This window comes from Stenotrophomonas sp. YJH_SMC_80 (assembly GCF_059372495.1).
Genome location: NZ_JCAFVP010000009.1, coordinates 1 through 23935 on the forward strand (window position 1 = coordinate 1; position 23935 = coordinate 23935).

27 protein-coding genes and 2 pseudogenes are annotated in these 23935 nt (G+C 64.2%); 12 read left to right on the forward strand and 17 right to left on the reverse strand.

The window, feature by feature from the left end; genetic code table 11:
* Positions 1-135: pseudogene (locus tag AC5P99_RS14655) on the forward strand (IS3 family transposase); the annotation flags it as partial.
* On the opposite strand, the gene AC5P99_RS14660 reads toward AC5P99_RS14655, so the two are convergent.
* From AC5P99_RS14660 to AC5P99_RS14670, 3 genes and pseudogenes are all read right to left on the reverse strand, one after another.
* Positions 109-909: a DUF4145 domain-containing protein gene (locus AC5P99_RS14660; protein ID WP_495213271.1), complete on the reverse strand. Its 801-nt coding sequence runs from the start codon at positions 907-909 to the stop codon at positions 109-111. The pseudogene AC5P99_RS14655 and the gene AC5P99_RS14660 overlap by 27 nt on opposite strands.
* 139 nt (positions 910-1048) lie before the next feature.
* On the reverse strand, positions 1049-1474 hold the full coding sequence (locus tag AC5P99_RS14665) for a hypothetical protein (RefSeq protein ID WP_495213315.1): 426 nt from the start codon (positions 1472-1474) through the stop codon (positions 1049-1051).
* A gap of 3 nt (positions 1475-1477) precedes the next feature.
* Positions 1478-1756: pseudogene (locus AC5P99_RS14670) on the reverse strand (FRG domain-containing protein); the annotation flags it as partial.
* A 306-nt stretch (positions 1757-2062) separates the two neighbouring features.
* Between AC5P99_RS14670 and AC5P99_RS14675 the strand changes: the two are divergent.
* Positions 2063-2746, forward strand: a complete 684-nt coding sequence (locus AC5P99_RS14675; RefSeq protein ID WP_495213272.1) for a hypothetical protein — start codon at positions 2063-2065, stop codon at positions 2744-2746.
* A gap of 9 nt (positions 2747-2755) precedes the next feature.
* Here AC5P99_RS14675 and AC5P99_RS14680 read toward each other — a convergent pair whose 3' ends face one another.
* Entirely contained in the window at positions 2756-3490 is a 735-nt protein-coding gene (locus tag AC5P99_RS14680) for a hypothetical protein (RefSeq protein WP_495213273.1), read from the reverse strand.
* A gap of 156 nt (positions 3491-3646) precedes the next feature.
* Between AC5P99_RS14680 and AC5P99_RS14685 the strand changes: the two genes are divergently transcribed.
* On the forward strand, positions 3647-4402 hold the full coding sequence (locus AC5P99_RS14685; protein WP_495213274.1) for a hypothetical protein: 756 nt from the start codon (positions 3647-3649) through the stop codon (positions 4400-4402).
* Positions 4403-5043: 641 nt separating this feature from the next.
* Here AC5P99_RS14685 and AC5P99_RS14690 read toward each other — a convergent pair.
* The gene (locus AC5P99_RS14690) at positions 5044-5718 is read right to left on the reverse strand and encodes a hypothetical protein (protein ID WP_197654021.1); all 675 of its coding nucleotides are present in this window, start codon (positions 5716-5718) and stop codon (positions 5044-5046) included.
* A gap of 557 nt (positions 5719-6275) precedes the next feature.
* Here AC5P99_RS14690 and AC5P99_RS14695 point away from each other — a divergent pair.
* Complete coding sequence (locus AC5P99_RS14695) at positions 6276-6632, forward strand: hypothetical protein (RefSeq protein ID WP_495213275.1); 357 nt, start codon at positions 6276-6278, stop codon at positions 6630-6632.
* An 18-nt stretch (positions 6633-6650) separates the two neighbouring features.
* Positions 6651-7103, forward strand: coding sequence for a hypothetical protein (locus AC5P99_RS14700; protein WP_495213276.1), 453 nt, complete (start codon positions 6651-6653; stop codon positions 7101-7103).
* A gap of 104 nt (positions 7104-7207) precedes the next feature.
* On the opposite strand, the gene AC5P99_RS14705 is transcribed toward AC5P99_RS14700, so the two are convergent.
* The 10 genes from AC5P99_RS14705 to AC5P99_RS14750 all read right to left on the reverse strand — a co-directional run bounded on the left by AC5P99_RS14705 (position 7208) and on the right by AC5P99_RS14750 (position 16601).
* Positions 7208-7834 (reverse strand): nucleotidyltransferase family protein, encoded by a 627-nt coding sequence (locus tag AC5P99_RS14705; protein WP_058983038.1) that lies wholly within the window; start codon positions 7832-7834, stop codon positions 7208-7210.
* Positions 7810-8871, reverse strand: a complete 1062-nt coding sequence (locus tag AC5P99_RS14710) for an XdhC family protein (RefSeq protein WP_169448596.1) — start codon at positions 8869-8871, stop codon at positions 7810-7812. The genes AC5P99_RS14705 and AC5P99_RS14710 overlap by 25 nt, the downstream gene beginning before the upstream one ends.
* Positions 8872-8879: 8 nt before the next feature.
* A complete protein-coding gene (paoC, locus tag AC5P99_RS14715; RefSeq protein WP_169449110.1) occupies positions 8880-11084 on the reverse strand; it encodes an aldehyde oxidoreductase molybdenum-binding subunit PaoC in 2205 nt (734 codons plus the stop codon).
* A complete protein-coding gene (locus AC5P99_RS14720; RefSeq protein ID WP_169448594.1) occupies positions 11084-12034 on the reverse strand; it encodes an FAD binding domain-containing protein in 951 nt (316 codons plus the stop codon). Before AC5P99_RS14720 ends, paoC begins: the two co-directional genes overlap by 1 nt.
* Positions 12031-12678 (reverse strand): aldehyde dehydrogenase iron-sulfur subunit PaoA, encoded by a 648-nt coding sequence (paoA, locus tag AC5P99_RS14725; RefSeq protein ID WP_169448592.1) that lies wholly within the window; start codon positions 12676-12678, stop codon positions 12031-12033. Before paoA ends, AC5P99_RS14720 begins: the two co-directional genes overlap by 4 nt.
* Positions 12679-12946: 268 nt before the next feature.
* Positions 12947-13678: a hypothetical protein gene (locus AC5P99_RS14730; protein ID WP_169448591.1), complete on the reverse strand. Its 732-nt coding sequence runs from the start codon at positions 13676-13678 to the stop codon at positions 12947-12949.
* Between the two features lie 128 nt (positions 13679-13806).
* A complete protein-coding gene (locus AC5P99_RS14735) occupies positions 13807-14322 on the reverse strand; it encodes an OsmC family protein (protein ID WP_012480266.1) in 516 nt (171 codons plus the stop codon).
* Positions 14323-14369: 47 nt separating this feature from the next.
* On the reverse strand, positions 14370-15137 hold the full coding sequence (locus tag AC5P99_RS14740) for an SDR family oxidoreductase (protein WP_058983012.1): 768 nt from the start codon (positions 15135-15137) through the stop codon (positions 14370-14372).
* Between the two features lie 142 nt (positions 15138-15279).
* Complete coding sequence (locus AC5P99_RS14745) at positions 15280-16296, reverse strand: LysR family transcriptional regulator (RefSeq protein WP_169448589.1); 1017 nt, start codon at positions 16294-16296, stop codon at positions 15280-15282.
* Positions 16293-16601 (reverse strand): sigma factor-like helix-turn-helix DNA-binding protein, encoded by a 309-nt coding sequence (locus tag AC5P99_RS14750; RefSeq protein WP_169448587.1) that lies wholly within the window; start codon positions 16599-16601, stop codon positions 16293-16295. The genes AC5P99_RS14745 and AC5P99_RS14750 overlap by 4 nt, the downstream gene beginning before the upstream one ends.
* Before the next feature lie 96 nt (positions 16602-16697).
* On the opposite strand from AC5P99_RS14750, the gene AC5P99_RS14755 reads away from it, so the two are divergent.
* The 3 genes from AC5P99_RS14755 to AC5P99_RS14765 all read left to right on the forward strand — a co-directional run bounded on the left by AC5P99_RS14755 (position 16698) and on the right by AC5P99_RS14765 (position 18595).
* Positions 16698-17177 (forward strand): carboxymuconolactone decarboxylase family protein, encoded by a 480-nt coding sequence (locus AC5P99_RS14755; protein ID WP_495213277.1) that lies wholly within the window; start codon positions 16698-16700, stop codon positions 17175-17177.
* Between the two features lie 56 nt (positions 17178-17233).
* Positions 17234-17638 (forward strand): cupin domain-containing protein, encoded by a 405-nt coding sequence (locus AC5P99_RS14760; protein WP_049447955.1) that lies wholly within the window; start codon positions 17234-17236, stop codon positions 17636-17638.
* 75 nt (positions 17639-17713) lie between these two features.
* The gene (locus tag AC5P99_RS14765) at positions 17714-18595 is read left to right on the forward strand and encodes an RNA polymerase sigma-70 factor (RefSeq protein ID WP_169448585.1); all 882 of its coding nucleotides are present in this window, start codon (positions 17714-17716) and stop codon (positions 18593-18595) included.
* A gap of 105 nt (positions 18596-18700) precedes the next feature.
* Here the strand turns inward: AC5P99_RS14765 and AC5P99_RS14770 are convergent, their stop codons facing one another.
* A complete protein-coding gene (locus AC5P99_RS14770) occupies positions 18701-19621 on the reverse strand; it encodes an MBL fold metallo-hydrolase (RefSeq protein WP_058982997.1) in 921 nt (306 codons plus the stop codon).
* Between the two features lie 481 nt (positions 19622-20102).
* On the opposite strand from AC5P99_RS14770, the gene AC5P99_RS14775 reads away from it, so the two are divergent.
* Complete coding sequence (locus AC5P99_RS14775; RefSeq protein ID WP_495213278.1) at positions 20103-21056, forward strand: alpha/beta fold hydrolase; 954 nt, start codon at positions 20103-20105, stop codon at positions 21054-21056.
* Positions 21057-21188: 132 nt separating this feature from the next.
* Here AC5P99_RS14775 and AC5P99_RS14780 read toward each other — a convergent pair whose 3' ends face one another.
* Positions 21189-22016: a GlxA family transcriptional regulator gene (locus tag AC5P99_RS14780; RefSeq protein ID WP_495213279.1), complete on the reverse strand. Its 828-nt coding sequence runs from the start codon at positions 22014-22016 to the stop codon at positions 21189-21191.
* Here AC5P99_RS14780 and AC5P99_RS14785 point away from each other — a divergent pair, their 5' ends adjacent.
* The 3 genes from AC5P99_RS14785 to AC5P99_RS14795 all read left to right on the forward strand — a co-directional run bounded on the left by AC5P99_RS14785 (position 22017) and on the right by AC5P99_RS14795 (position 23934).
* Positions 22017-23048 (forward strand): SDR family NAD(P)-dependent oxidoreductase, encoded by a 1032-nt coding sequence (locus AC5P99_RS14785; RefSeq protein WP_495213280.1) that lies wholly within the window; start codon positions 22017-22019, stop codon positions 23046-23048.
* Between the two features lie 212 nt (positions 23049-23260).
* Positions 23261-23515 (forward strand): hypothetical protein, encoded by a 255-nt coding sequence (locus tag AC5P99_RS14790; RefSeq protein ID WP_005409683.1) that lies wholly within the window; start codon positions 23261-23263, stop codon positions 23513-23515.
* Positions 23512-23934, forward strand: a complete 423-nt coding sequence (locus AC5P99_RS14795; protein ID WP_005409684.1) for a low affinity iron permease family protein — start codon at positions 23512-23514, stop codon at positions 23932-23934. Before AC5P99_RS14790 ends, AC5P99_RS14795 begins: the two co-directional genes overlap by 4 nt.
* Position 23935: the final 1 nt, after the last annotated feature.

A 23935-nucleotide genomic window follows, 5' to 3' on the forward strand; every position in this document is an offset into this window, starting at 1 on the left:
CCAACGCTCGATGCCGCGAGGGCGGATGTGTTCGAATACATCGAGCGGTTCCACAACCCGAGGATGCGACGAAGGGTCGCCAGGCAAGACCAGAAGTTCTCAGCCCTTTTACAACCGTCCGTGATTTCGGGGTAGAACCCTTCGCTCCTTCCTGGTGTAAAGGCCCTCTAGCAGTACTACCGTGAAGTCGAACAAGTCATCTGCATCTTGCTCAGAGAGGTTCCCGCGGTGGGCTCCGTCATTGCCATCGTCCTTGATGCATGTGGATAGGTCATGCAGCTCCTCAGGCAGATACCCCTTCTCAAACAGCCAAGGAATTAGTAGTCCGAGGCTGCGCTTGGTCCTGGGGTCGGGCTGTTCGCCTGAAACGCCTTTCAGTATGTCGCTGACGGCCATGTCCACGCAGAGCCGAAACATCGTGCCCGCTGCGTTTACACATCCTGCTCCTAGGCAAGTAGCGCCTTCCCTGAAGGCCGCATCGATCGCTTGGGGTAGGTGATCGGGAGCTTGCCTAGGTTCGCGATCCTTGAGTGATATGTAATTGCGAACCCGCATATGCCGTGTAAGAGAGCCCCCAATGAGTCGTAGGCTTGCGAGCTCGCCAAACGACATTTGCGCATCTTTGAAAGTGGTCTCCCTTGATTCACAGACCAGAATGCAGGACTTCTTGCATGCACGGCAGATCGCATAGACCTCAGCTACCACCCTCCACCCGTGCTCCAACCCAACGAGATTGCTCCCTTCTACGTCGAGTGTGACCTGTTGAGTTCCACACCTTGGGCAATCGAAAACAATTTCAGTCGTCTTTGGGTTTGACACGTTAGCCTCGCTTGATTCTATTGAGATTCGCGTCGTTGTGCGGGGTCTTTGATGCGCAAAGCGTGCCGCAGGACTCATACTCCAAATCATCCATTTGGCGGCTCAGCGCGAAGGTGCGCCTGTGGCCTGCCGCCTCAAACGCTGCGGCCCGTTGGGCTTTCGCCCAAGCGCAGCGATCGGGATCTGGACCGGCCAGACTTCCGTAGACACTCATGAGCCGCTTTGCGCGTCATGTAGCGAAATTGGATAGATCACTTCTTATCCAACGTGTCGTACCCTCGAGACCAGGGAAGACAGTTCGATGGCTCACGCCCAATACCGATAGCTGCCGACGTAGCTCTCGCTTAACAGCCGCCGGGATCACTATCTTCTTCAGCATCTCCAATCCCTTAGGCACATTACCCTCCGAAAGCTCGGGGACGGACATGTCGGTCTTGGATAGAGGGAAGGCTAGAAGACAAGCGTCTTGAGCGGCGATTCTTTCATGCAGCAATTCTGGGTAGAAAGCAAGAAAGTTGTCGAGACTCTCAACATGCGCAGTCCCCTCCATCCAGAAAGCTGGGCGGGTAATGTAGACCACGCCATCCACTGCATCCATGCTTGCTTGCTCAACTGCGAAGAACAAAGCCTTGAGTGGGTTGGTCGACCAGTCCATTAGTCGTGTTGGCAAGCCATAGTGTTGTGCATGAACCAGCTGCTCGATAACTGGGATATTTCTGAAGTCATTGAACGGAATCGCAAAGTGCCGAAATCTCTCAAGAAGGTGATCTTCGATGTCGGAGATGCTGTTGTACCCATGGATAACGTTTGCGAACCTGGCGACGGATGGCAGCAACGGCCACCTCAGGTCCGACTGACCGCGGAACATTGCCTCGGCTCCATGATCGCCAATGCATCCAAGGAACTCAACTACAGATAAAGTTGCAAGGGGGGGCATGGACGCACACCTACTAGGACGACCGACTGGTCAATGCCCTTCAAATTATCCACGGCTTTCCCCATAGCGCAAACCTCCCTGACCACCTGTAGCCGCTACCAGTAGCGCCAGAGGCGGGACTAAGCGTGATCGAATCTCCGTTCGCTCCCAAGGCACGGGGGCGTCCTCCCTGCCCGGCTGACGCACCACGAAGCCAATCTGACCACTCCCAACGAGGCAGTTGCGGTGGCGCCGTAGAGGACGAAGGCAAGAAGGGGGCCGTCATGACAGAATTGCCCTCTTTGCAGGAAAGACACAGGGGGTGACATGGATAAGTGGACATCTAGAACAATCGAAGTAGGGGATGTGTTGCTGGTCGCTGGTATCTGTTCGATGCTCGGTGGAGTACTCAGTTGGTTGATCTTTGCCTGGGTGGGTGGGCCATCTAAGAGCTTCAGCTTTGGCGCCCTTGCCGACTGGGTTGCGGCGGCGGGCACTTGGGTGATTGGCTATGGCGCTTGGAAGTACGCCAGAGAGGCACACAATTTGCGCATGCGCGAAGTAATTATTCAGCAGCAGAATCAGCTTGAAACAGAGCTTTCCACTCTGGATCAGCTGAAATATCGCCTTGATATCTGTACCAAGTGCGCCTCTCTCATCGATGGAATTCAGATCAATGAGGACAAGATTGACCGTGCTGATGTGATTGCGACCTGTGAGACCATTGCCCTCGTGGTCAAAACACTGGATCTCACTGCGCCTTCTTCCGCCGTTCTCGATGCTGACGCACTCGATGGTCTCAATGCACTTCGTATTGCGGTAAGCAACTTCTTTGAAGTTGGTGAGAGCGTCAGGCAGCAGCTGGAAGCGCTTGATGACGAGTACGTACTGAAGACTGGTCGTATGCGCGAGCTTTGGAGCGACGCGGAGTCGATTGAAGAATTTGCTGCCGCTGCGGTTGAGGGCATCGATCGGCGGGCCATGTTGATTCGAGAGCGGATGAACTCCTGAGTCAGTCGCTTAGAGAACTTCAGTCGCCGGGCCCTTTCGGTTGACAGACGGCCGCACTGTCCCCTTCCGAACAATCTCCATCCTCCCAACCTCACCCACAGGCACAAGCACAGCAGCCCTCCTCGCTTGGTCCCACAGCGCGTAGCTGTCACCAAGCCGCCCAATCAGATTCAGGCCACTTTGCGGCTGCCCATCGACACGCACGGCTACCGTGTACTTGCCACTTCCAGATGAAATCGCTTTGGCACGTTCGAAACCCAGCCAGCTCGAAGCAATCGAAATATAGACCAGCATCACCAAGACGTAGATCAACCAGGGGGAGTCCTTGACGGACGATGGAACGATCGGTGAAAGGCGCACGACCAAGGCACAAGCGCCAGTCAACAGTACCCCTATCAGAACAGGCCACGCGTTCGTCCACCAAAGCAGCGCACCCAATCCCGCAAAGAAGAGCACTGGCGCCAGCCATGCGAGCAACTTCCGCTCAGAACTGCTGCTTGCCAGTTTAACTTCCACCCAGCCACTGAACAGTAACGCAACCAGCATCAGGAACAGCGCCATGCCGATACCCGTAAGGCCGGCCAACGCAAGCTCGCCCACCGCCACAAACTGAAAGGGATCAAGGCCAAAGTGGCCCCAATACGCCTTCAGGTAGAAAGCCCCTTGAACCAAACCAAAGGTAACCAGCGCCGAACTGCATCCAGCGACATCGGTCATCGTCAGTTTCTTCTGCGTACGTTCCATGTATCCCCTTCAATCAATGCAGTGCAGTGCAGTGCTTCGCCTCACAGGGCTAGACCCAATTGCCGTGACGCATCAGGCCCGATTATCCCCCGGTCCATTGGCGCCCTACCCCACGTCCACTTTAGTGCCAGGCCCCACAAGGACCAGGCACCCCACATGCCCTACATTGGAGTCGGACTGCACGTACTTGCAGCCATCTACTTCGCGGTGCACGCCATCCGCTCAGGCCAGAGCGTCTACTGGCTCATCCTGCTCTTCTCGTTCCCGCTGCTCGGCAGCGTCGTCTATTTCCTGGCGATCTACTTCCCGGAAGTCCGCCACTCGCGCGGCGCCCGACAGGCCATGCGCTCCGCCAAGAAGCTCGTAAACCCCGGCCAGGAGCTGCGCAACGCACGTGCCGAACTGGCGCGCACGCCCACCGTGCAGAACCGTGTTCGTCTGGGCATGACGCTCCTGGATGCCGGTCAAACCGAGGAGGCGAGAACCCTGCTCGAGCAGGCCGCCAGCTCACCACTGGCCGATGATCCGTACATCCTGACCGGCCTGGCCCGCGCGCGCCTCGACTCCGGGCATGCCGCGCTGGCTGCTGAAACGCTGGACGATCTGTTCACCCGCTACCCGGATGCTCGCCGCAAACCGGAACAAACCCTTTTGTATGCACAGGCACTGGCCGCGACCCAGGCACCGGAAGCCCGCGCTGCATTCGAGCGCGCGATGGAATGCGGAAATGACGCGGCCGCTGGCTGCCTGTTCGCCGAATGGCTGATGGCACAGCCGCAGCCCGCCGACCGCGAGCAAGCCCGCAGCTTATTCGCCAGCATCATCGACGATGCCAAGCATTGGTCACGCTTCGCCCGTAGCCACAATGCCGCTTGGCTGGAGCGAACCAAGGTAGCGTTGAAGAGTCTTTGACGTCTCCAGACAGTGCATCGACCTGTCGCATCTGCCCTGCCCTCGGTGCTGCCAACCGGGCAGCAACCGAAAACGGGCGTGGGCCACAGATGCAGTTGATAGCCTTGGACCGCAGCGCTCCAGCATCGCCGCGCTATTTGCAACGATTCTGAAAATGCTGATAGCAGTGACGGTATCGCCCTTACTGTCTTGGCATCGCGCACAACCGAGCGTATTCCTAGCCGCGCCATCGAGCATCGGTGGCCGGGATTCGAAACCCCGATTGTGTGGATGTAATTTGCGCCTGCCAACCGACACCGCCCCGCGCAGTGTCGGCTGTCAATCCGTCTGTCGGCCATGGCTGATAGCAACGCTATGGGCGAGGGCTGGGTCTTGGGCGGTCGCGCTCCATGCAGCAAGACTTAGTGCAAGAAGGGCAATGGCAGCTCTTTGTGCAACCGCCACTGCCTCGCGGAGCGGGAGTTGAATGGCAATTTCCATCGGCACGGTAGACGCACCCGCAATGAGGGCAGGTGATACTCCCTTGGCTATCTGGCTTGCAGTCGGCCATCTTCGCTTCCTTTGCAATGTCGCTGGCAGGTTGTTCAGCAACCCACATCTATACAAGTGTCGTCGCGAAGCAGGCTGGGCTCGAGCGATCTTCAGCCCTTGCTCCGCTTCCATCGCGCGTCGATTTCCTCGCACGCCGCCGCAATATCATTCATCTTGCGAACATGTGACTTTGGAGCGGTTGAGACAGTCTGTGTTGAAACATCGATGACGTAACACCTGCGATGGTCGACTACAGGTGATTTCTTCTCTCGCTGCAAGAACACCTTGGTCGCCGCTCCAACATACTCTGCTGCCGATTCGGTTAAGGGTGTTGTCTTGGGGAAGTGGAGCTTTATGGCGCCCCTAATCTCACCGGTCACCGGGTCTTTGAGGTAGGCATCTGGGCGCACAGATACCGACACCCCGCTGATCTGCATTGATTCCGATGCGGAGTTTTCCACGGGCACCACTACTAGATCATCAAGTTCAATTTGCTCGCCAACCTCAAGGAAATTATCTATCGCTTCAGCTGACGCGAGTCGATCCTGGTAAGCAAAATCAGTGCCGCTGTCATCCCGACGAAGTCGCTGCGCGGCAGCAATGAGGGCCGAGTCATCCTCCATTCCAGTGGAAAGATACTGCACTATCTCCTCGCGGGCATCTGAGTATCGGGCTGCAATGAATGTCTTAGGCTCTTGCTGATCTTGAACGATGCGCTTCCGTCGCGATGGAGTGGCCGTCAAATACTCTCCGAGCTTATTAAGACTTATCTTTGGCTGAGCCATGATCAATCCTTTAGTTGTAGTTTACTTCCTGTGGCCTCGATCCTAAGGCCCGCTCTCCACCTTGTCTACAGGCTGCCCTGCGCGGGTACAACCTGGAAGGGCTTCGACCCCGCTGGTAGGTGTCGCATCCGCCCTGCCGGATACACCATTTCTCGGACGTCGACAGCAATGAAGTCTATACCAGCCGATACCGGCGATAGCCTTGCGGCTCAAGCCTCTCGCGCCCTTCCTTGCTATGCAACGATTCTGAAAATGTTGAAATCGGTGACGGCATCGCCCCTAATGCCTTGGCATCGCGCACAACCGGGCGTATTCCTTTTCGCGCCGCCAATGCATCGGTGGTCGGGGCTCGAAATCCCGGTAACGCGACTGTAGTTTGCGCTTGCCAGTCGGCACCACGCTTTGTGGTGCCGGCTGGCAATCCGTCGGCCGGCTATGGCGGGCGGTGCGTGGGGGCTTCGTGCCCACCGGGCCTAGTCGCGTACCGGATTTCGAGCCACGCATCGTCCGCCACCTTTATCGGTGGCGGCTTCTGCATGCACGCAAGGAGCCCAGCCATGACCCAGCCCCACTCCCCTGTCCCGCACCCCATCCACGACGTGCCTGCGAATGGCCCTGCGCTGGACCCGAACACCCTCATCGCCCTGCTGCACAGCATCGGCTCCGGCGCCGCCTCCGATGGCCAGCCCTGGCCTGAGCGCCATCAGATGCCGGGCCGGCGTATCGCCCTGGCAGATACCGATTGCTCGCTGGCTGGCCTCCGCGTGGTGTTGGAGATCCTGCTGGCCGCGCAGCGCGCCCGCGAGAACGGTGAGCTGGAGCAGTACGTTGGCCCGCGCGTGATGGAGGGGCTGATCATGGCCGGAATCGGCCTTACCGCACACGCCAGTACCCGACTGCATCCGGAGGGCTGAGTGGCGTGGTGCCGCTGGGTGGCCAACGCGCTCTGTCTTGTGGTGGTGGTTGCGGCACAGGCGCTGTGGCCGGCGCCGCCGGTGTCCTCGCCTGTCGCGTTCCAAAGCGTCAACGATGATCGATTCTCACAACTGCGCCGCCAAGCCGTGCAGTTCGTGGAGGATCGGCCACGACAGGGCTTCCAGTTCGTAGAGCGGCACCGAGATGCCGCGCTCCAGGTTCATTGCCGAGGAATACCCGTGCTGTGGCTGGAGAGGCGCTCGCACCATCTGCTGTTGCAGGTCTCACTGGACGCGAAGCAGCGGGCGCCCGCCGTTGTTCGGTTGCGGGCGCTCCTCCAATGGCAGTTGGAGCCGTTGGATTACCTGGAGCAGGTACTGGCTGGCGTGCCGGAGCCTGTTCTGTTGGATCGGGTGCTGCAGATTCTTGCTGGTGATGTGCCTGATGGGGCGCGATGTGGCGTGCCGTAGTCGAGCATGACCCGACTCTACAGGGTTGCGGGCAGCGAGGGTTCGGGCTGCAGCTCTGCCGCTCGTCGCCTGCGCGACAGGCATTGGCCCAGTGATCATGCGGGTCACCTCCCGGCATCGATCCAGCCCGCATCGCGCGAACGCGCAAGATCTTCTGGCGTATCGATATCCAGGCCCAGTTCCGGTGCCTGTAGGACATGCACCGTATCGACGGGAAGTTGCCGCAGGCGCGCTCCGAAGCCGCGGTCACCGGTTGCACCGACAGAGGTGAACCATGCACGCGGCACTACTGCAGGAATGCCAAGCGCGTCTCCATGACGCGTGCCAGCGCACCCTGACGCCGAGGCGCGGGCACCCGAAAGCAGCGCCTGCAGATGGGAGCGCTCGATTGCGGGCTGGTCGCATGCCACGACCATCACCGCGGTCACCGTGGGCAGCAGGTGTGCGCCGGCAACCTGCAGACTGCTCGCCAGGCCGCGTTCCCAGTGGGGGTTGGTTACCGGAGTGGCCTCCAGCCCGGCAATGCTGGATGTCACGGCCTGTGCCTTCGCGCCCACTACGACTAGGACCTGCGCTGGCGCGAGCTCCCGCGCCAACCGCGCCACGCGATGTACCAGGGTTTCGCCCTGCCGGGTCAGAAGCTGCTTGGGCTGGCCAAGTCGGGTGCTCCCGCCGGCAGCCAGCACGACGACCGCATGCGCGTCAGTCACCTGCCGTGCGCGCTTCGCCATTGCTGCAGCTGCGCGGCGATGCTGAGCGAAATTGCCTCGGGCCCTCGGCCGCCGATGTTCAGGCCGACCGGTGATTGAAGTCTCGGGGAAAGGCGGTGGCGCTGACCCGGTGTCAGCAGCTTGAACAGGTCCTCGCGCCTTCGCCGCGGACCCAGCAGTCCAATGAACGCGACGTTGGTATCGGCCAGGGCCACCAGCGCCTCCCGGTCCAGTTCGAAATCGTGATGCATCACCAGTGCCGCGTCGCACGGGTCGCCATGAAGGGCCTCGGCCGGGCTGGTCTGAAGATGCGCCTCCGCGCACTGCCCGGCAGAGGCCCAGCGCGCTCGCCGTTCGGCCACGCTGACCCGCCACCCCAGGCTCCGCAGCAACGGAACCAGGAAGGGCGTTTCGGGACCGCCCCCCAACACCAGAGCCCGCGGAAGACGGGGCAACGGCAAACGCCACGCCCCCTCGCCAAAGGGCTGCGTACCATCCATCGGATGCAGCTGCCACGCCTGCTCGTGATGGCCGGCACGGAAAATGACCTGCCCCGACGTGCGAAGGTCGCGCTGGAGTGACACACCCTCGCGCAACCAGGCCTCGATGACGTCGTCGATGCCGGACATGGCACGCAATGGCAGGAGCGCAATCCGCAGCCGGCCGCGGCACCCGAGCGCGGACCCGCTCAACAGGTCGTCGTCACTGCGGGTGTCGATCTCGATCCAGTCGACCCGCCCTGCCGCGCTCACCCGTTCCGCGCGTCGCGCGAGCTCGGGCTCCAGGCACCCGCCGCTGAGCCAGCCGACCTGGCCGCCGTTGCAGAACAGCACCATGTCGCCGGCACCGGCGTAGGTGGAGCCATCGGTTTCCAGCACCAGCGCGAGTACGGCGTGCTCCCCCGCGCGCACGCGCGTCAAGGCCGTCTCGAGTACGCCGCGCGGGCTGCCTTCGGCGAGGAAACCCGGCGCTGCGGACAGGTCCTCGGCAAGATCGCCGGGCTCCCCTCCGCCTGCGGCGGAGATCTCCAGAGTGGGCGAGGCTACGGGTCGGTCCATGCGCACCGTCAGCCTACGTCGGGCAAGCCGGGCAACAGCTTGTCCAGCGTGATGGGATAGTTGCGCACGCGGACGCCGGTTGCGTTGTAGATCGCATTGGCGATCGCGGCGCCAACCCCGCAGATGCCCAGTTCACCCACGCCCTTGGCCTTCATCGGCGAGATCACTGGATCCAGCGTGTCGAGGAAGACCACCTCCTGATACGGGATGTCGGCGTGCACGGGAACCTCGTAGCCGGCCAGGTCGTGGTTGATAAACAAACCAAGCCGTTTGTCGACCACCAGCTCCTCCATCAGGGTCGCGCCCGCGCCCATCACCATCCCGCCGATGACCTGGCTGCGTGCGGAGAGCGGATTGAGGATCCGGCCGCCATCGCATACGGCAAGCATGCGGCGGATGCGCGTCTCTCCCGTGTAGGCATGCACGGCAACCTCGCAGAAATGCCCTGCATAGGTGCCGACGTCGTAGCCTTGTTTGAAGTCGCCGAAGGCAATGCCGTCCTCCGCCGACAGTGTGCCCGCCTCCGCCAGCTTGATCGTCCGCCCGCCCGCCTGGATGCGGCCATTGGCGAAGTCTGCGGTGTCGCCGTCGAAGCCCAGTTTCTCGCCCACCTTGCGGCGCAGGCTGACGCACGCCGCGTACACGCCTGCGGTGGAGCTTGCCGCGCCCCACTGGCCGCCGGAACCGGCGGAGGCGGGATGACGGGAGTCGCCGAGGGTCACCTGGACTTGGTCCAGCGGCACGCCCATGGTCTCGGCTGCCGTCTGCGCGATGATCGTGTAGGAGCCGGTGCCGATGTCGGTCATGTCGGTCTCGACAATCACCCCGCCCTGGCCGTCAAGCCGGACCCGCGCCGCCGACTTCATCGTCGGTGCGCCGCGATAGCCCGCAGACACGCCCATGCCGACCAGCCAGTGCCCTTCCCTGACCTGCGCCGGCCTGGGGTTGCGCTTGTTCCAGTTGAAGCGCTCCGCGCCTTCGCGCAGGCAGCGCACCAGGTTGCGGTCAGAGAACTTCTTGGACGGATCGCCGGGCACGAGCTCGGGCTCGTTGAGGATGCGGAACGCGATCGGGTCGAGACCCAGCTTCTCGGCCATTTCGTCCATCGCCACTTCCAGCGCCATGTGGCCCGGCGCTTCGCCCGGTGCGCGCATCGCATTGCCTTCGGGCATGTCGAGCGTGGCGATGTAGTTGGCCACCAGGCGGTTGGCGCCTGCATAGAGCTTGGGCGTCTGCAGGGTGCCGTTTTCGCCATCCTCGCCGTTGATGTTGCCCGACCAGTTCTCATGGGCGATGGCGGAGATCCGGCCATCCTTTCCGCAGCCGATCCGCACGCGCTGGAGGGTGGCGTGCCGGTGCGTGGTGTTGTTGGGCATCAACGGGCGTTGCAGCGCGATCTTCACCGGTCGCCCGACCTGCTTGGCCGCCAACGCGGCCAGCACCGCGTCGGCACGGATGAACAGCTTGCCGCCGAAGCCGCCGCCGATATAGGGCGAGTCCACGCGCACCTTGGCAGGATCGATGCCGAGGATCGCCGCCATGCCCTGCCTGGCCCAGTCGATCATCTGGTTCGCCGTCCACAACGTGAGCGTGTCACCCTCCCAGGCGGCGATGGTGGCGTGAGGCTCCATCATCGAATGACTTTCGTCGGAGGTGTGGTAAGTCTCGTCGAGCTTGACGGCCGCGCTCGCGTAAGCGGTGTCGAAATCGCCCAGCGTCTGCCGGTCGGGCTTGCCACCGCGCCCCTTTGCCAGCGGCGCGGACGGTGCCAGGGCCGGGAAATCGAAGCGGCCCTTGCCGCGCTCGTAGCGGGTGCGGATCAGCGCCGCAGCGGCGCGGGCCTGCTCGAAGGTCTCTGCCACCACGCAGGCGATGGCCTGATGGTAGTGGGCCACCTCGGCTCCGCCGAACAACGGTGCATTGTTCCAGTTCGATGTGCCGACCGGCTTGGTTTCCGGTGCGGTGATGACCGCCAGTACGCCAGGCGCGGCACGTGCGCGGGACGCATCCATCGAAATGATGCGCCCCTTGCCGATGCCCGCGCCGACGATGTAGCCGTAGGCCTGGTTCGGCGCCACGTCATGGCGCTCGTAGGCATAGGGGGCGGTGCCGGTGGTCTTGCGTGGACCGTCGATGCGCGGCGTCGACTTGCCGACGACCTTGGCCTTGTCGAACAGGTTGTCGCCGGCGGGGGCGTTGAATTCAAGGGGCATCAGCGCTCTCCTTCCACCAGCACCGCTGCGAGGGCGCGCTCGGCGAGCGCGATCTTGAACGCATTCTCCCGCGTTGGACGGGCACCGGCGAACACCTGCCGGGTCGCGGCCTTCACGCCGTCGCGCAGCAGGGGTTCGGCTGCCTCGACGCGCCACGGCTTCGGCGCGACCCCACCGAAGGCGAACCGCGCCGAGCCGTCACGCTGCACGACCGCGGCGACCGACACCAGTGCGAACGCATAGGACGCGCGGTCCCGTACCTTGTGGTACACGTGCCGACCGCCCAGAGGTTCCGGCAGCGTGACGTGGGTGATCAGCTCACCGCGCTGCAGCACGTTGTCCTGCTGCGGCCTGTCGCCGGGGGAACGATGGAAATCGGCAATCGGGATGCTGCGCGTACTGCCGTCACCCCTGACGGTCTGGATCGAGGCGTCCAGCACCCGCAGGGCCACCGCCATGTCGCCCGGATAGGTCGCGATGCAGCTGTCCGAGGTGCCGATCACGCCCATCTGCCGGGAGAACCCCTCGAGTGCGCCGCAGCCGGAACCGGGCAGGCGCTTGTTGCAGGGCAGATTGGGGTCGTAGAAATACGGGCAGCGCGTGCGCTGCAGCAGGTTGCCGCCGGTGGTGGCTTTGTTGCGCAGCTGCCCGGAGGCGCCTGCCACGATCGCGCGGGTCAGCACCGCGTAGTCGCTGCGCACGCGCTCATGCGAGGCGAGCGCGGTATTGGTGACCAGCGTGCCGATGCGCAGGCCGCCCTCGTCGGTGGGTTCGATCCTGTCCAGGCCGATGTCCTGCACATCGACCAGGTGCGCTGGCGTCTCGACCTCCAGCTTCATCAGGTCGAGCAGGTTGGTCCCTCCGGCCAGGAACTTCGCGCCCTCGGTACCGGCGACGGCCTTGGCGGCCTCGGCCGGGGATTTGGCGCGTTCGTAACTGAAGGCCCTCATGAGCGCCTCCCTGCAGAGGTCACGCCAGCGACCTCTTCCATCGCCGCGGCAATGTTGGAATAGGCCCCGCAGCGGCAGAGGTTGCCGCTCATGCGTTCGCGCATTTCCATGTTGGTGGCCCGGGGCCGTGCGCTGACGTCCGCCTGCACATGGCTGGGGACACCCCGCTTGATCTCGTCCAGTACCGCCACCGCCGAGCAGATCTGCCCCGGCGTGCAATACCCGCACTGGTAGCCATCATGCTTGATGAAGGCGGCCTGCATTGGATGCAGGTCATCGGGGGTTCCGAGGCCTTCGATGGTGGTGATGGCGTCGCCCTGGTGCTGCACCGCCAGGCTGAGGCAGGCATTGATGCGCTCACCGTTGACCAGTACGGTACAGGCACCACATTGACCGTGGTCGCAGCCTTTTTTCGTTCCGGTCAGCTTCAGATGTTCGCGCAGGGCATCGAGCAGCGTGGTCCGGGTGTCCAGTTCAAGCTCCCGCCGCTCGCCGTTGACGGTCAAGGCCACCGTGCTGATGACCGGGGGCCTGGGCGGCGGGGGCGCCGCCAGTTCGGCGGCGAGCGATGATGCCCCCGGTGCGGCGGACATCGCCACGGTCGTGACGCCGCCGGCGATCACCTGGCGACGCGTCAGCTTCATTCCTTCATCACAACTTGGCACAGTGACCTCCTGGCGTTCGGGGAAACCCCGTGGCTGGATGGACGCGCTCACACTACCGAAGGGCTACTATGCCCCTCTGCGGGGTACAGACCTGTGAAGTCGGCGAAATGTACGAACATGATGCAGCAAGCCCGAAGAAGTCGGCTGCATCCAGCCACAGCGCGGCACTCTTGCGCCATGCGTATGCCTCACTGGATGACTCACAGTCCTGTTTGTCCCTCAGCATGAGGAACATGATGGCCCGACGCTACAAAGGCGTTGGCTGGGAGGGCTCGGGTTCGTGGATGGAGCCCTCCAACAAGGCAACGTAGGTATCCAGCCTGGTGCGAAGGCCGATCAGCATCCAGCCCAGCAGGTACAGCAGCACCATGGCGAAGATAAGCAGTGCGCCTAGCAATCCAACATCGAAAGCGCCCGCCCAGTCGCCCCATTTCCATCCGCGGAACTGCAGGTAGAGGGCAATCAACAGCGGGAATGGCCCCAGCCGCTGCAGGCCGCCATACATCATGCCCATGCGCTCCATCATGTTTGTGCGCAAGGTGCTGACGAACTTGAGTCGCCGCTCGCGCTGGACGCGCGGGAATCCGCGAAGCTCGGTCACCACCGCTTGCCAGTGAGCGAAGTCTTCATCCATCTCCCGGGCGTGCGAGAGCCGCGGCTGGCTGAACTGGCGAATGCCCCTGCGGGCGGCCAGGACGCCACCGACAATGAACCCACCGATTTCGATTGCCAGGCAGGCAACAACCACCTGGAGCACTACGCCAAGAGGCAGCCATCGATCCGGAAGCTGACCCATGAGAATGCCGATGATCGCCGCACCCACGCCGATGCGAAACGCCCACGTCTCCACCCTGCCCGCCTTGGGGTAGATGCTGTGCTCAACCAGTCCCTGCACCCGCTGGTAGAGCCAGTGGAATGTCAGTTCCTGCGAATCGGTCTTTGCCGACGGATCGAATTCGCCCCCTGCCTGCATGTCCATTGCATCCCCTGCCCCACCGGCCAGGTTGCCGGCGCCACCATCGTAGCCGAGCTGGGTTGTGGCGGAATACGGCCTAGCCGTGTAATCGTCAGGGCCAGGACCTTCCCGGAGTCGAGCGTGGCTCGATTCTACAGAGGCGGAGCCTGCGGGCCGACCCGAACATGCACCACATGGCTGACGCCGCGATGGAACATCTTGGCGTATGGGCAGACGCGTTCGGTGTTGCGAACGAGTTCGCAGGCCAGGTTCTCATCCATGCCGGGAAGATGTACCACGATCTCGGCCGACAGCAGGTACAGCCCATCTGCCGGATCACGGGCGAAGGTGACCGCCACTTCGATGCTGGGGTTGTGCAGCAGCAGGCCGGCACGCGCGGCCACCAGCACCATGGCACCGTGGAAGCAGCCAGCGTAGCTTGCGGCGAGCAGCTGCTCGGGATTGGCGCCGCCGCCAGGCCCGCCGAGTTCCGGCGGCAGGCGCAGGTCCACCGCCAGTGCACCGTCGTCCGACCGCACGACGCCGGACGCCCGCCCGTGCTGGGCCTGGCCACCGCTCACCCGCACGCGGCCGGTATACAGCGGCTTCACGTCGTCGCCCTGGTAACGGTCCAGCATGGCGGGCGAAGGAGGCTTCAGCTCGGTCATTGCGCGGCTCCATCAGGCGCAGCTGCGGCAGGCGATCGATTCGCCGCTCAGGCAGGCTGCCGCTGCAACAGGCCGGACTGCTGCAGCCAGGCGTCGAAATCGACCTGCCCCAGCCACGCGTGTCCGACCGGCACCAGCGTGTCGATCTGCAGCGGCGCGCCGAAGTACAGCGCCTGGGCATCCGCAACGACCTGCCGGGAATCACCCGTCATTTGCAGATACTGCCTGGCCAGATCCGCCATCGCGCTACGCTGCGGCCCGGCGATTTCCAGCACGCCATTGGCCGGCGGCTGCTGCGCGATGCGTGCCACCGCTTCGGCAACATCCTCGGCGGCAATCGGCTGCACGTCGGCGGCCGGCAGCCGCAGGGTCTCCCCATCGCCGGCGGACTGGATGATGCCCGGCAAGAACTCGAAGAACTGCGTGGAATGGATGATGGTGTACGGCAGGCCCGAGTCGCGGATCAGCCGCTCCTGGGCGATCTTGCCGCGGAAATAGCCACTGGCTGCCAGCATGTCGGTGCCTACGACGGAAAGCGCAACGTGGTGATGTACGCCGGCACGGATAGCGGCCGCAAGTATGTTGTGGCCAGCGGTCACGAAGAACGAAAGCACTGCCGCATCTTCGAACGAGGGCGAGTTGGCCAGGTCCACCACCACGTCGACGCCGTCCATGGCGGCATCCAGACCTTCACCGGTCAGCACATCCACCCCGGTCGAGGGCGCTGCCACCACGATCTCATGCCCGGCTACGCGCAGGCGCTCCACCACCCTGCTGCCGATGCGGCCGGTACCACCGATGACGAGGAACTTCATTGCATGTCTCCTGGAATGTGAAAGGGCTACTGGGGTGTGGCCGGGTGCAGGCATCGTAGGTAGCGCGGGCGCGAGGCAGTAGGTACGTGACGTGCCGCGCACTGTTGCCCGGCACGCACCAGTACGCTCAGGCCAAGGCAGGCTATGCGCCTGGCTTTAGAGCGGCGCCCTGCTGGCGTGCTTCCCAGTGCGAGATCACATCCAACTCGAGCGCGCGCACCCGCTGCGTGCTGAAGTCGATGAAGGCCCGCACGCGCTTGGGCAGCTGGCGGCGGCTGAGGTAGCACAGGTAGTGGCCGCGATCGAGCGGCGCATGCCGATCCAGGCAGGTCACCACCCTGCCCGCCCACAGCGCTTCACGCACCTGATAGCTGGGCAGCTGGGCGATTCCGAGCCCGTCGATGACGGCCTGCAGGACCAGGTCGGCATCATTGAACACCAGTGTGGCCGGCGGCTGCAGGTGCACTTCGGCACCGTCGACACGGAATTCCCAGGGCTGCATGCGTCCGCCCGGCAGGCGCCGCCCGATGCAGGCATGTGTGGACAGCGCATCCACCGACACCGGTAGACCGTACGCCTGCACGTACGCTGGTGAAACACATACGACCAGCTGCATCGGCACCAGCTGCTTGGCGATCACTTGGCTGTCTTCCAGCAGGCCGTCGCGAAACGCCACGTCGATGCGGTCACCGGCCAGGTCGGGGGCCTGCTCGTCCAGCAGCAGTTCTACAGAGACCTGCGGGTACTCGGCGCGGAATGCGGCCAGCAAGGGGGCGATCACCCGCCGGCCGAAGCCGTGGCTGGCACTGATGCGCAGGTGCCCGCGCGGCGGACCCTCGCGCAGGTCGCGCATTTCCTCCAGCGCCTGCAGGATGCAGGTCACGCCCGGGTTGCAGCCCTCCAGGAACAGCTCGCCTTCCCGGGTCAGCGTGGTCGAGCGCGTGGTGCGCAGGAACAACCGCACGCCCAGCTGGCTTTCCAGCTTCTGCACGCTGCGGCTGACGGCCGAGCGGCCGATGCCGAGGCGGTCGGCCGCGCGCGCGAAACTGCCCTCGGAGGCCACTGCAATGAAGGCCAGCACGCCGGCGTAGCTGGTGGAGAAGGACGCATTGAGCGCATCGTGGCTGTCGCTGGCCGCGCGGGGCGTTGCGGCGTTCATGGGTGGCCTGGCTCCAGGCGGGCACGTTGTGCGTGCAGGTGGCTCCGCGCCAGCGCCAACCGTTGCCTGCACGCGGCAAGATCGAGCCCCAGCAGGGGCACGATGTCCTCGAATCCGGCACCCAGCACGTCGTGCAGCAACAGCACCGCACGTGCATCGGGCGGCAGTTCGCGCAATGCGGCGAGGAAGGCCTGCCAGACCTGTTCGCTGGCAGGGCGCGATGCGGTGCGCAGGTGCGATGAGGTGTCCATGCCCGGCAGACGGCCGAGCATCGGCCGCTGTGACAGGACATTGGTGTCTTTCATGCAACAGCGTGCGGCCCGGTCCCCGCCTACCGGCATTGCGAATGCAGGCCTAGCCTCGCTGTGCCCTTCACACGCTACAGGAACACACCATGACCCATGACCGCACGCCTGGATTACGCCGCGCAATCCCCCGAACTGTTCAAGAAGCTCGGCCTGTACTCGCATGCCGCCCACACCGCCTCGATCGAAGCGGCCATCATCGATCTGGTCAACATCCGTGCGTCGCAGCTCAACGGCTGTGGCTTCTGCCTGGACATGCACGTGAAGGAGGCCACCCTGCGTGGTGAGCGCCCGCTGCGCCTGCATCACCTGGCGGCATGGCGTGAATCAACGCTGTTCAGCCCGCGCGAGCGCGCCTGCCTGGCCTGGACCGAAGTACTGACCCAGCTGCCGGCACAGGGCGTGCCCGACGAGCTGTACGCGCGCGTGCGCGGCCAGCTGTCCGATCAGGAAGTTGTCGACCTCACCCACGCGGTGATGGCGATCAACGCATGGAACCGCGCCAATGTCGCCTTCCGTACCACGCCCGGCACCCTGGACGCGGCCTTCGGCCTGGACAAGGCCGGCCTGGCCTGACCCTTCCGCCGCTGCCCCCATGCAGCGGCCCTCCCCTACCGCTTTGGAGACCTGCCATGCGTCTTTCTGTTCTGGCCCTGTCTGCGCTGCTGCCACTGTGCAGCGCTGCCGCCACCCCACCCTCTGCGGCGCCCGAACCCCTGGTGCGCGAGGTGATGACCCGCGCCCTGCCGGAGCAGCCCGGCAAGGAAGCGCTGATCCTTACCGTGGAGTACCCGCCGGGTGGCGCCGATCCTGTCCACCGCCACGATGCCCATGGCTTCGTCTATGTCCTGGAAGGGCGGATCGTGATGGGTGTGGCCGGCGGCAAGGAAGTCACCCTTGGCCCGGGCGAGGCCTTCCATGAGGGCCCGGCCGATCTGCACACCGTAGGCCGCAACGCCAGCGCCACCGAGCCGGCGAAGTTCGTGGTGTTCCTGATCAAGGACATCGGCAAGCCGGCGGTGCTGCCGCCGCACTGATCGCACGTCCGGCGCTGGCACCAACGACAGGTTCCCGGGTGTCACAATCCGGGGACCTGTCCCGTCTACGCTGGCATGGACGAATCCACTGCGCTGTTCTCACGCCTCCGCCCACGCCTGTTCGGCGTGGCCTACCGCATGCTTGGGTCTTCGCACGAAGCCGAAGACGTGGTGCAGGATGTCTGGCTGCGCTGGCATGGCGCCGACCAGTCGCAGATCGAGAATCCGGAAGCCTGGCTGGTGGCGGCCACCACCCGTCGCGCCATTGATGGCCTGCGCCTGGCCCGGCATGCGCGCGAACACTATGTGGGCATGTGGTTGCCCGAGCCGCTGCTGACCGATGACACCGCCACGCCCGAGTACGTGCTGGAAACCGCCAGCGATCTGTCGGTCGCTTTCCTCAGTGTGCTGGAACGGTTGGCCCCGGATGCGCGTGCGGCTTTCCTGCTGCACGATGTGTTCGATCAGGATTATGCGGTGGTCGCGCGCACACTGGACAAGACGGAAGCCGCCTGCCGGCAGATCGTGCATCGCGCACGCCAGCAGCTCCGGCAGGAACGCCCGCGCTACAACGTCCCGCAGGACGTGCACCAGAAACTCCTGCGTCGCTTCGCCGAGGCCGCGTCCAGCGGAGATTTCCGCACAATGAAGGCATTGATGGCCGAATCGGCCGAGTTGGTGGGTGACGGCGGCGGTATCGTCACCAGCTTCCCCGGGCCGATGGTCGGCGGCGCACGCATCGCCCAGCTGCTGTATGCCCCGCACCTGCGGCGCAGCGCGCAATTGCGGATGGTGCCGGCCATGCTCAACGGACGGCTGGGACTACTGCGCTATTTCGATGGCGTTCTGGAGGCGGCGATGGCCTTCGAGACCGATGGCGAGCGGATCACGCAGGTCCTGGTGCAGCGCAACCCGCACAAGCTGCAGCGGTTGGCTCGCCCTACCGCCATCCAGTAGTTCCACGCCAGGTGTGGATGGCGTCCGTTGTCGGCCTCGCCCTTGCGGGATTCGAGCGGGGCGCCGATGCGCCCCGTCGAAAACCCCTGCTTGCGCTGTATCCGATCAGAAGTCCCAGAACACCGGCACCCAGCGGAACGTCTCGCCCTCCAGCGACACCCGGCCCACTGACGGGAACGGAAGATGCGTAGCCACCAGCATTTCGCCGGTGCCGGCCAGTTCCTTCAGCAGAGCGATGCGTACGCGTGCGGATTCCTCCGGGTCGTGCTCAAAACCGTTGTGCCAGTTCGGCTGGTCGAAGCCGACCGCGAATACCGCGTCACCGGCAAAGGTCAAGGCGTGCCCCGCAGACGCCACGCGCACCACGCAGTGGCCCGGGGTATGCCCACCGGTACGGCGGGCCGTCACGCCAGGGGCGATCTGCTGTTCGTCCTGGAAGGTGTGCACATAGCTGCTGTACTCGGCCCAGAAGTGCTTGGCCGTGGCGCGTAGCGCATCGGGGAAACCCTGCGGCATGTTGGTGCGGCTGAAGTCCGGCGACTTCCAGAACTCCACCTCCGCTGCGGCCACGTGGATCTTCAGGTCCGGGCGCAGCTGTTCCTTCACACCTTCAACCAGCAGCCCGCCGACGTGGTCCATGTGCATGTGGGTGATCACCACATCGGTGATTTCGCCCAGGTTGATACCGGCAGCACCAAGGCGACGGATCAGCTGGCCGGCGCGCGGCAGCTGCAGGTCCGGGTCCATGCCCAGGCCGGCATCGATGAGAATGGTGCGATCCCCGCTGTGCACCACCATCACGTTCAATGCCCAGTCGAAGGCATCCTGCGGCAGGTACATCTCTTCGAACCATTCGGCACGGTCGGCCGCCGGTACGTTGTGGCCGAGCATCTGGGTGGGCAACGGCAGGACGCCATCGCTGATCACCAGCACTTCGACGTCGCCCACTTTCAGGGCGTAGCGCGAGGGCACCAGTTCATCGAGGGCAGGGGCAATGGGCGCGGCGGTGTTTTCCATACTGAACATGAGGGATCTCCACGAAGAGCCATTTGGCGGGCAGCAATGCAAGGCTGGCGCGAACGAATCCGGGCGCTTGTCCATGGCGCAGGCAGTGACATCGCCAGGGCACGGTTGCCTGGCAGGCCAGCGCTGCGGAGTTCATGGGAAGACGGGCCACTGCGCGGGCAATGGGCCCGGAACACGGCAGGTGCCGTGTGGGATCAGCCTAGGCAGTACGCCGCAGGTGCGGTAGCGCCGTGAAGGGGTACGTCATGTTGCGTTCCGGGAAGCAATGCGGAACCGGCTGCAATGCCACCATTGCAAGCGCCTCTGGCTCGTTCGGTAGCGCGCAGGCCCAGGTCGGGCAGCTTCGGATGATCATCCAGTCGACCCCACTGTGGATCCGTGCACTCAGGACGATCTATCAAGAAATTCGGACTTGTCATATCCCTGGCTCCTGATTGCAGGCGCAAAGTACGTCTCACCACCCACCCATGAGAGTTCCCGCATGAACACCTTCGCCCGTACGCTGGCGGTTGCCGCCCTCGCCCTCTCGGTCCAGGCCGGCCTGTCCGCGCAGGCCGCCGAACCGGCCAAGCCGGTTCCGGTCACCGCCATCGCGCGCACCGCCAGCTACATCACCACCGCCGACGGCGTGCAGCTGTACTACAAGGACTGGGGCCCGAAGGACGGCCCGGTCGTGACCTTCAGCCATGGCTGGCCGTTGAATTCGGACAGCTGGGAATCGCAGATGATCTTCCTGGCCGACCATGGCTACCGCGTGATCGCGCACGACCGTCGCGGCCACGGCCGTTCCAGCCAGCCGTGGGACGGCAACGACATGGATCACTACGCCGATGACCTGGCCGCGGTGATCAATACGCTGGACCTGCACGATGTGACCCTGGTGGGCTTCTCCACCGGTGGTGGCGAAGTGGCGCGCTACATCGGCCGGCATGGCACCGGGCGAGTGAAGAAGGCGGTGCTGATCAGCTCGGTACCGCCGTTCATGCTGAAGACCGCCGACAACCCGAACGGCCTGCCGATCGAAGTGTTCGACGGCATCCGCAAGGCACAGATGGATAACCGCGCGCAGCTCTACAAGGACATCCCGTCGGGCCCGTTCTACGGCTTCAACCGTCCGGGCGCGAAGGTCTCGCAGGGGCTGATCGATGCGTGGTGGGCGCAGGGCATGCAGGGCGGCCACAAGAACACCTACGATTCGATCGCTGCGTTCTCCGCCACCGATTTCCGCGCCGACCTGAAGAAGTTTGATGTGCCCACCCTGGTCATCCACGGCGACGACGACCAGATCGTGCCGATCGATATCTCAGGCCGCCAATCGGCAAGGCTCATCAAGGGCGCCAGGCTGATTGTCTACCCGGGTGCGCCGCACGGCCTGACCGACACCCACAAGGACAAGGTCAACCAGGATCTGCTGGCGTTCCTGCAGGAAAAGTGAGTGACAGGGGCTCCGGCACTGCGCCGGAGCCCGTTTCATCCTGCAGGGTGCGGCCTCCATGCGGGCCCTTTCGTGTCGGACATTGGCAGCCGGGCATGGCTCGGCTCCGCACAGGTCCCCGCAAAGACGAACTCAGTCCGCCCCGCCCCGCGCGTTGCGCCGCAGGGACTGCGGGGGCTGGCCGAAGGCGCGCAGGAACGCTCTTCGCATGCGTTCGGTGTCAACGAAGCCCGTTTCGGCCGCGACTTCATCCATCGTGTAGCGGCTCTGCTCGATCAGCACGCGAGCGGCCTCCACGCGCAGGCTCTCCACCGCCTTCGCAGGGGATTGCCCGGTTTCTTCGCGGAACGCGCGACTGAACTGACGGGTGCTGAGATGTGCGGCCTGCGCCAGTTCTTCAACCGACAAGGTGGCGCGCAGGTTGCCACGCGCAAAGGTCAGCGCATTCTGGATGCGATCGGACCGGGCATCCAGCTCGAGCAGCACCGAATGCTGGGACTGCCCGCCTCCACGGCGGTGGTAGACCACCAGCTTCCGGGCCACCGCCCTGGACAACTCCGCACCGAAGTCGTTCTCGATCAAGCCAAGCGCCAGGTCCAGCCCCGCGCTCATGCCGGCGGAAGTCCAGATCGGGCCATCGGTGATGAAGATGCGATCTTCCTCCACCTGCGCGGCGGGAAAGCGCTGCTTGAGCGCACGGGCGTGGAACCAGTGCGTGGTGGCGCGCCGCCCGTCCAGCAGCCCCGCCTCGCCAAGAATGAAGGCGCCTGTGCACACCGACGCGGTCCGGCGCGCGCGCGTGGCCCCCTGGTGGATCAGTTCGATCAGCGTGCCGGTGGACGGGGCTGGCTCCAGCAGGCCGGCCACGATCAAGGTATCCAGCGGCTGCTGCGCCAGCGGCGCCGTCTGCATGGCCATGCCAAGCGAGCTGGGCACCAGCCCGCCCTGTTCGGAGAGCATGTGCAGATCGTAAAGGCGCGCGCCTTCGGTGGCATTCGCCAGTTCGAAGGCGGACGCAGCCGCGATCGCCATGGTCTGGAACCCGGATGGCAGAACAAATCCAGCATTGAGCATGGCGGTTTTTCAGGGATGGCCGTAAACGAGGTATATACGACATTTACGCCATTCACAAGCCGGCCTAGATTTGGCCCTGACCCCGGCGACGCCCGCCGCTTCGGACTGACCACCGTGAACAACCCTACCCCTCAAGGCACCGCTCTCATCACCGGCGCATCGTCCGGCATCGGCGCGATCTATGCCGATCGCCTGGCCCGCGCAGGACACGACCTGATCCTGGTTGCGCGACGCGGCGACCGCCTGCGCCAACTGGCCGAAGCACTCGCCCGCAGCACCGGCCGCGCAGTGGACATTGTCGCGGCGGACCTGACTACCTCCGCCGGGCTTGCCGAAGTTGAGAAGGTCATTCGAGACCGAGCGGATATCCGACTGCTGGTCAACAATGCCGGCATCGGCGCAACGGCTCCCCTGCTGCAGTCGGACATCGGCGAGATGGAGCGCATGATCACGCTCAACGTAAACGCCGCGATGCGCCTGGCCTACGCCGCCGCCCTGGTGTTCGTGGCCCATGGCCAGGGCACGATCATCAACATCGCCTCCATCGTCGCATTGGCGCCCGAGCTGCTCAACGGCGTATACGCGGGAAGCAAGGCGTTCGTTCTGGCGTTTTCGCAGTCGCTCCACCATGAGCTGGCCGACAAGGGCGTGCGCGTCCAGGTTGTGCTGCCGGGGGCTACCGCAACAGACTTCTGGCACCTCTCCGGCCTCCCGGTGGAGCACCTGCCGCAGGGCATCGTGATGAGCGCCGAGGACATGGTGGATGCATCCCTGGCCGGGCTGGCGCAGGGCGAACGCGTGACCATTCCGGCGCTTCCGGACATCGCTGAGTGGGACGCCTTCGAGCGCGCACGCAAGGCGATGGCGCCGGGGCTTTCGCGTGCCCAGCCGGCACAGCGCTATATGAGCAGGGTCTGACCGGCGAACGGGCTACAGACGCCCGGTGCAGGGGATGGAGCGATGGCCGGGCGGCGTCGCGTTGAGCGCTACGCGCCCTGCCCTGCTGATTGTTAACGCGTGTTGCCTGAAGGTTTGACGCCACGTTGCCCCGCCCTTGATGGGGCCGGTCACAGCGCACTCCTATGCTGGGCCCGCCACCTGAGGGGTGGTGATCAACCTGGAGATTCACCATGCAACGCGATCAGAAAGACCTCCCCCACCCGGACGCGGAAGCGCAGCGCCCCGATCCTGTCAGCCCGCTGCAGGCAAAGCTGCACAACCACCGCAATCATGACGAAGCGCTGCAGGAAACCTTCCCTGCCAGTGATCCGATCTCCCCCTTCGTCGCCGCGCCAACGCCGGAAGAGCAGGCCAAGCGCCTGGGTGAGCGGGTCAGGCTGCCAGATCGTCGAACGGATGAGGAGGCCGCGGGAGGTGACGAGTGATCCGGCGCGGCTTCGCCCGGGTCGCGGCCGCGACTGCACGATTGTCCGGCAGCCTGGGCGCATTCGTCGCGGCGCTGGGGGTGATCATCACCTGGGCCGCCAGCGGGCCGGCCTTCCACTTCAATGATACGTGGCAACTGGTGGTGAACACGGGAACGACCATCGTGACCTTCCTGATGGTGTTCCTGATCCAGCATACGCAGAATGCCGATACGGCCGCGCTGCACATCAAGCTGGATGAACTGATCCGGGTCAGCAAGGACGCCAACCAGGAGTTGTTGAACCTCGAGTCGATGGAACCGGCACACCTTGAAGAGATTCGCCAGCGTTACGAGGCACTGGCGAAGACCGCTGCAGACATCAAGTCCAAGAAGGAACGCTGCATGCCCTGCGAGGCGGATGCGGCCGCCGAAGCCTGAG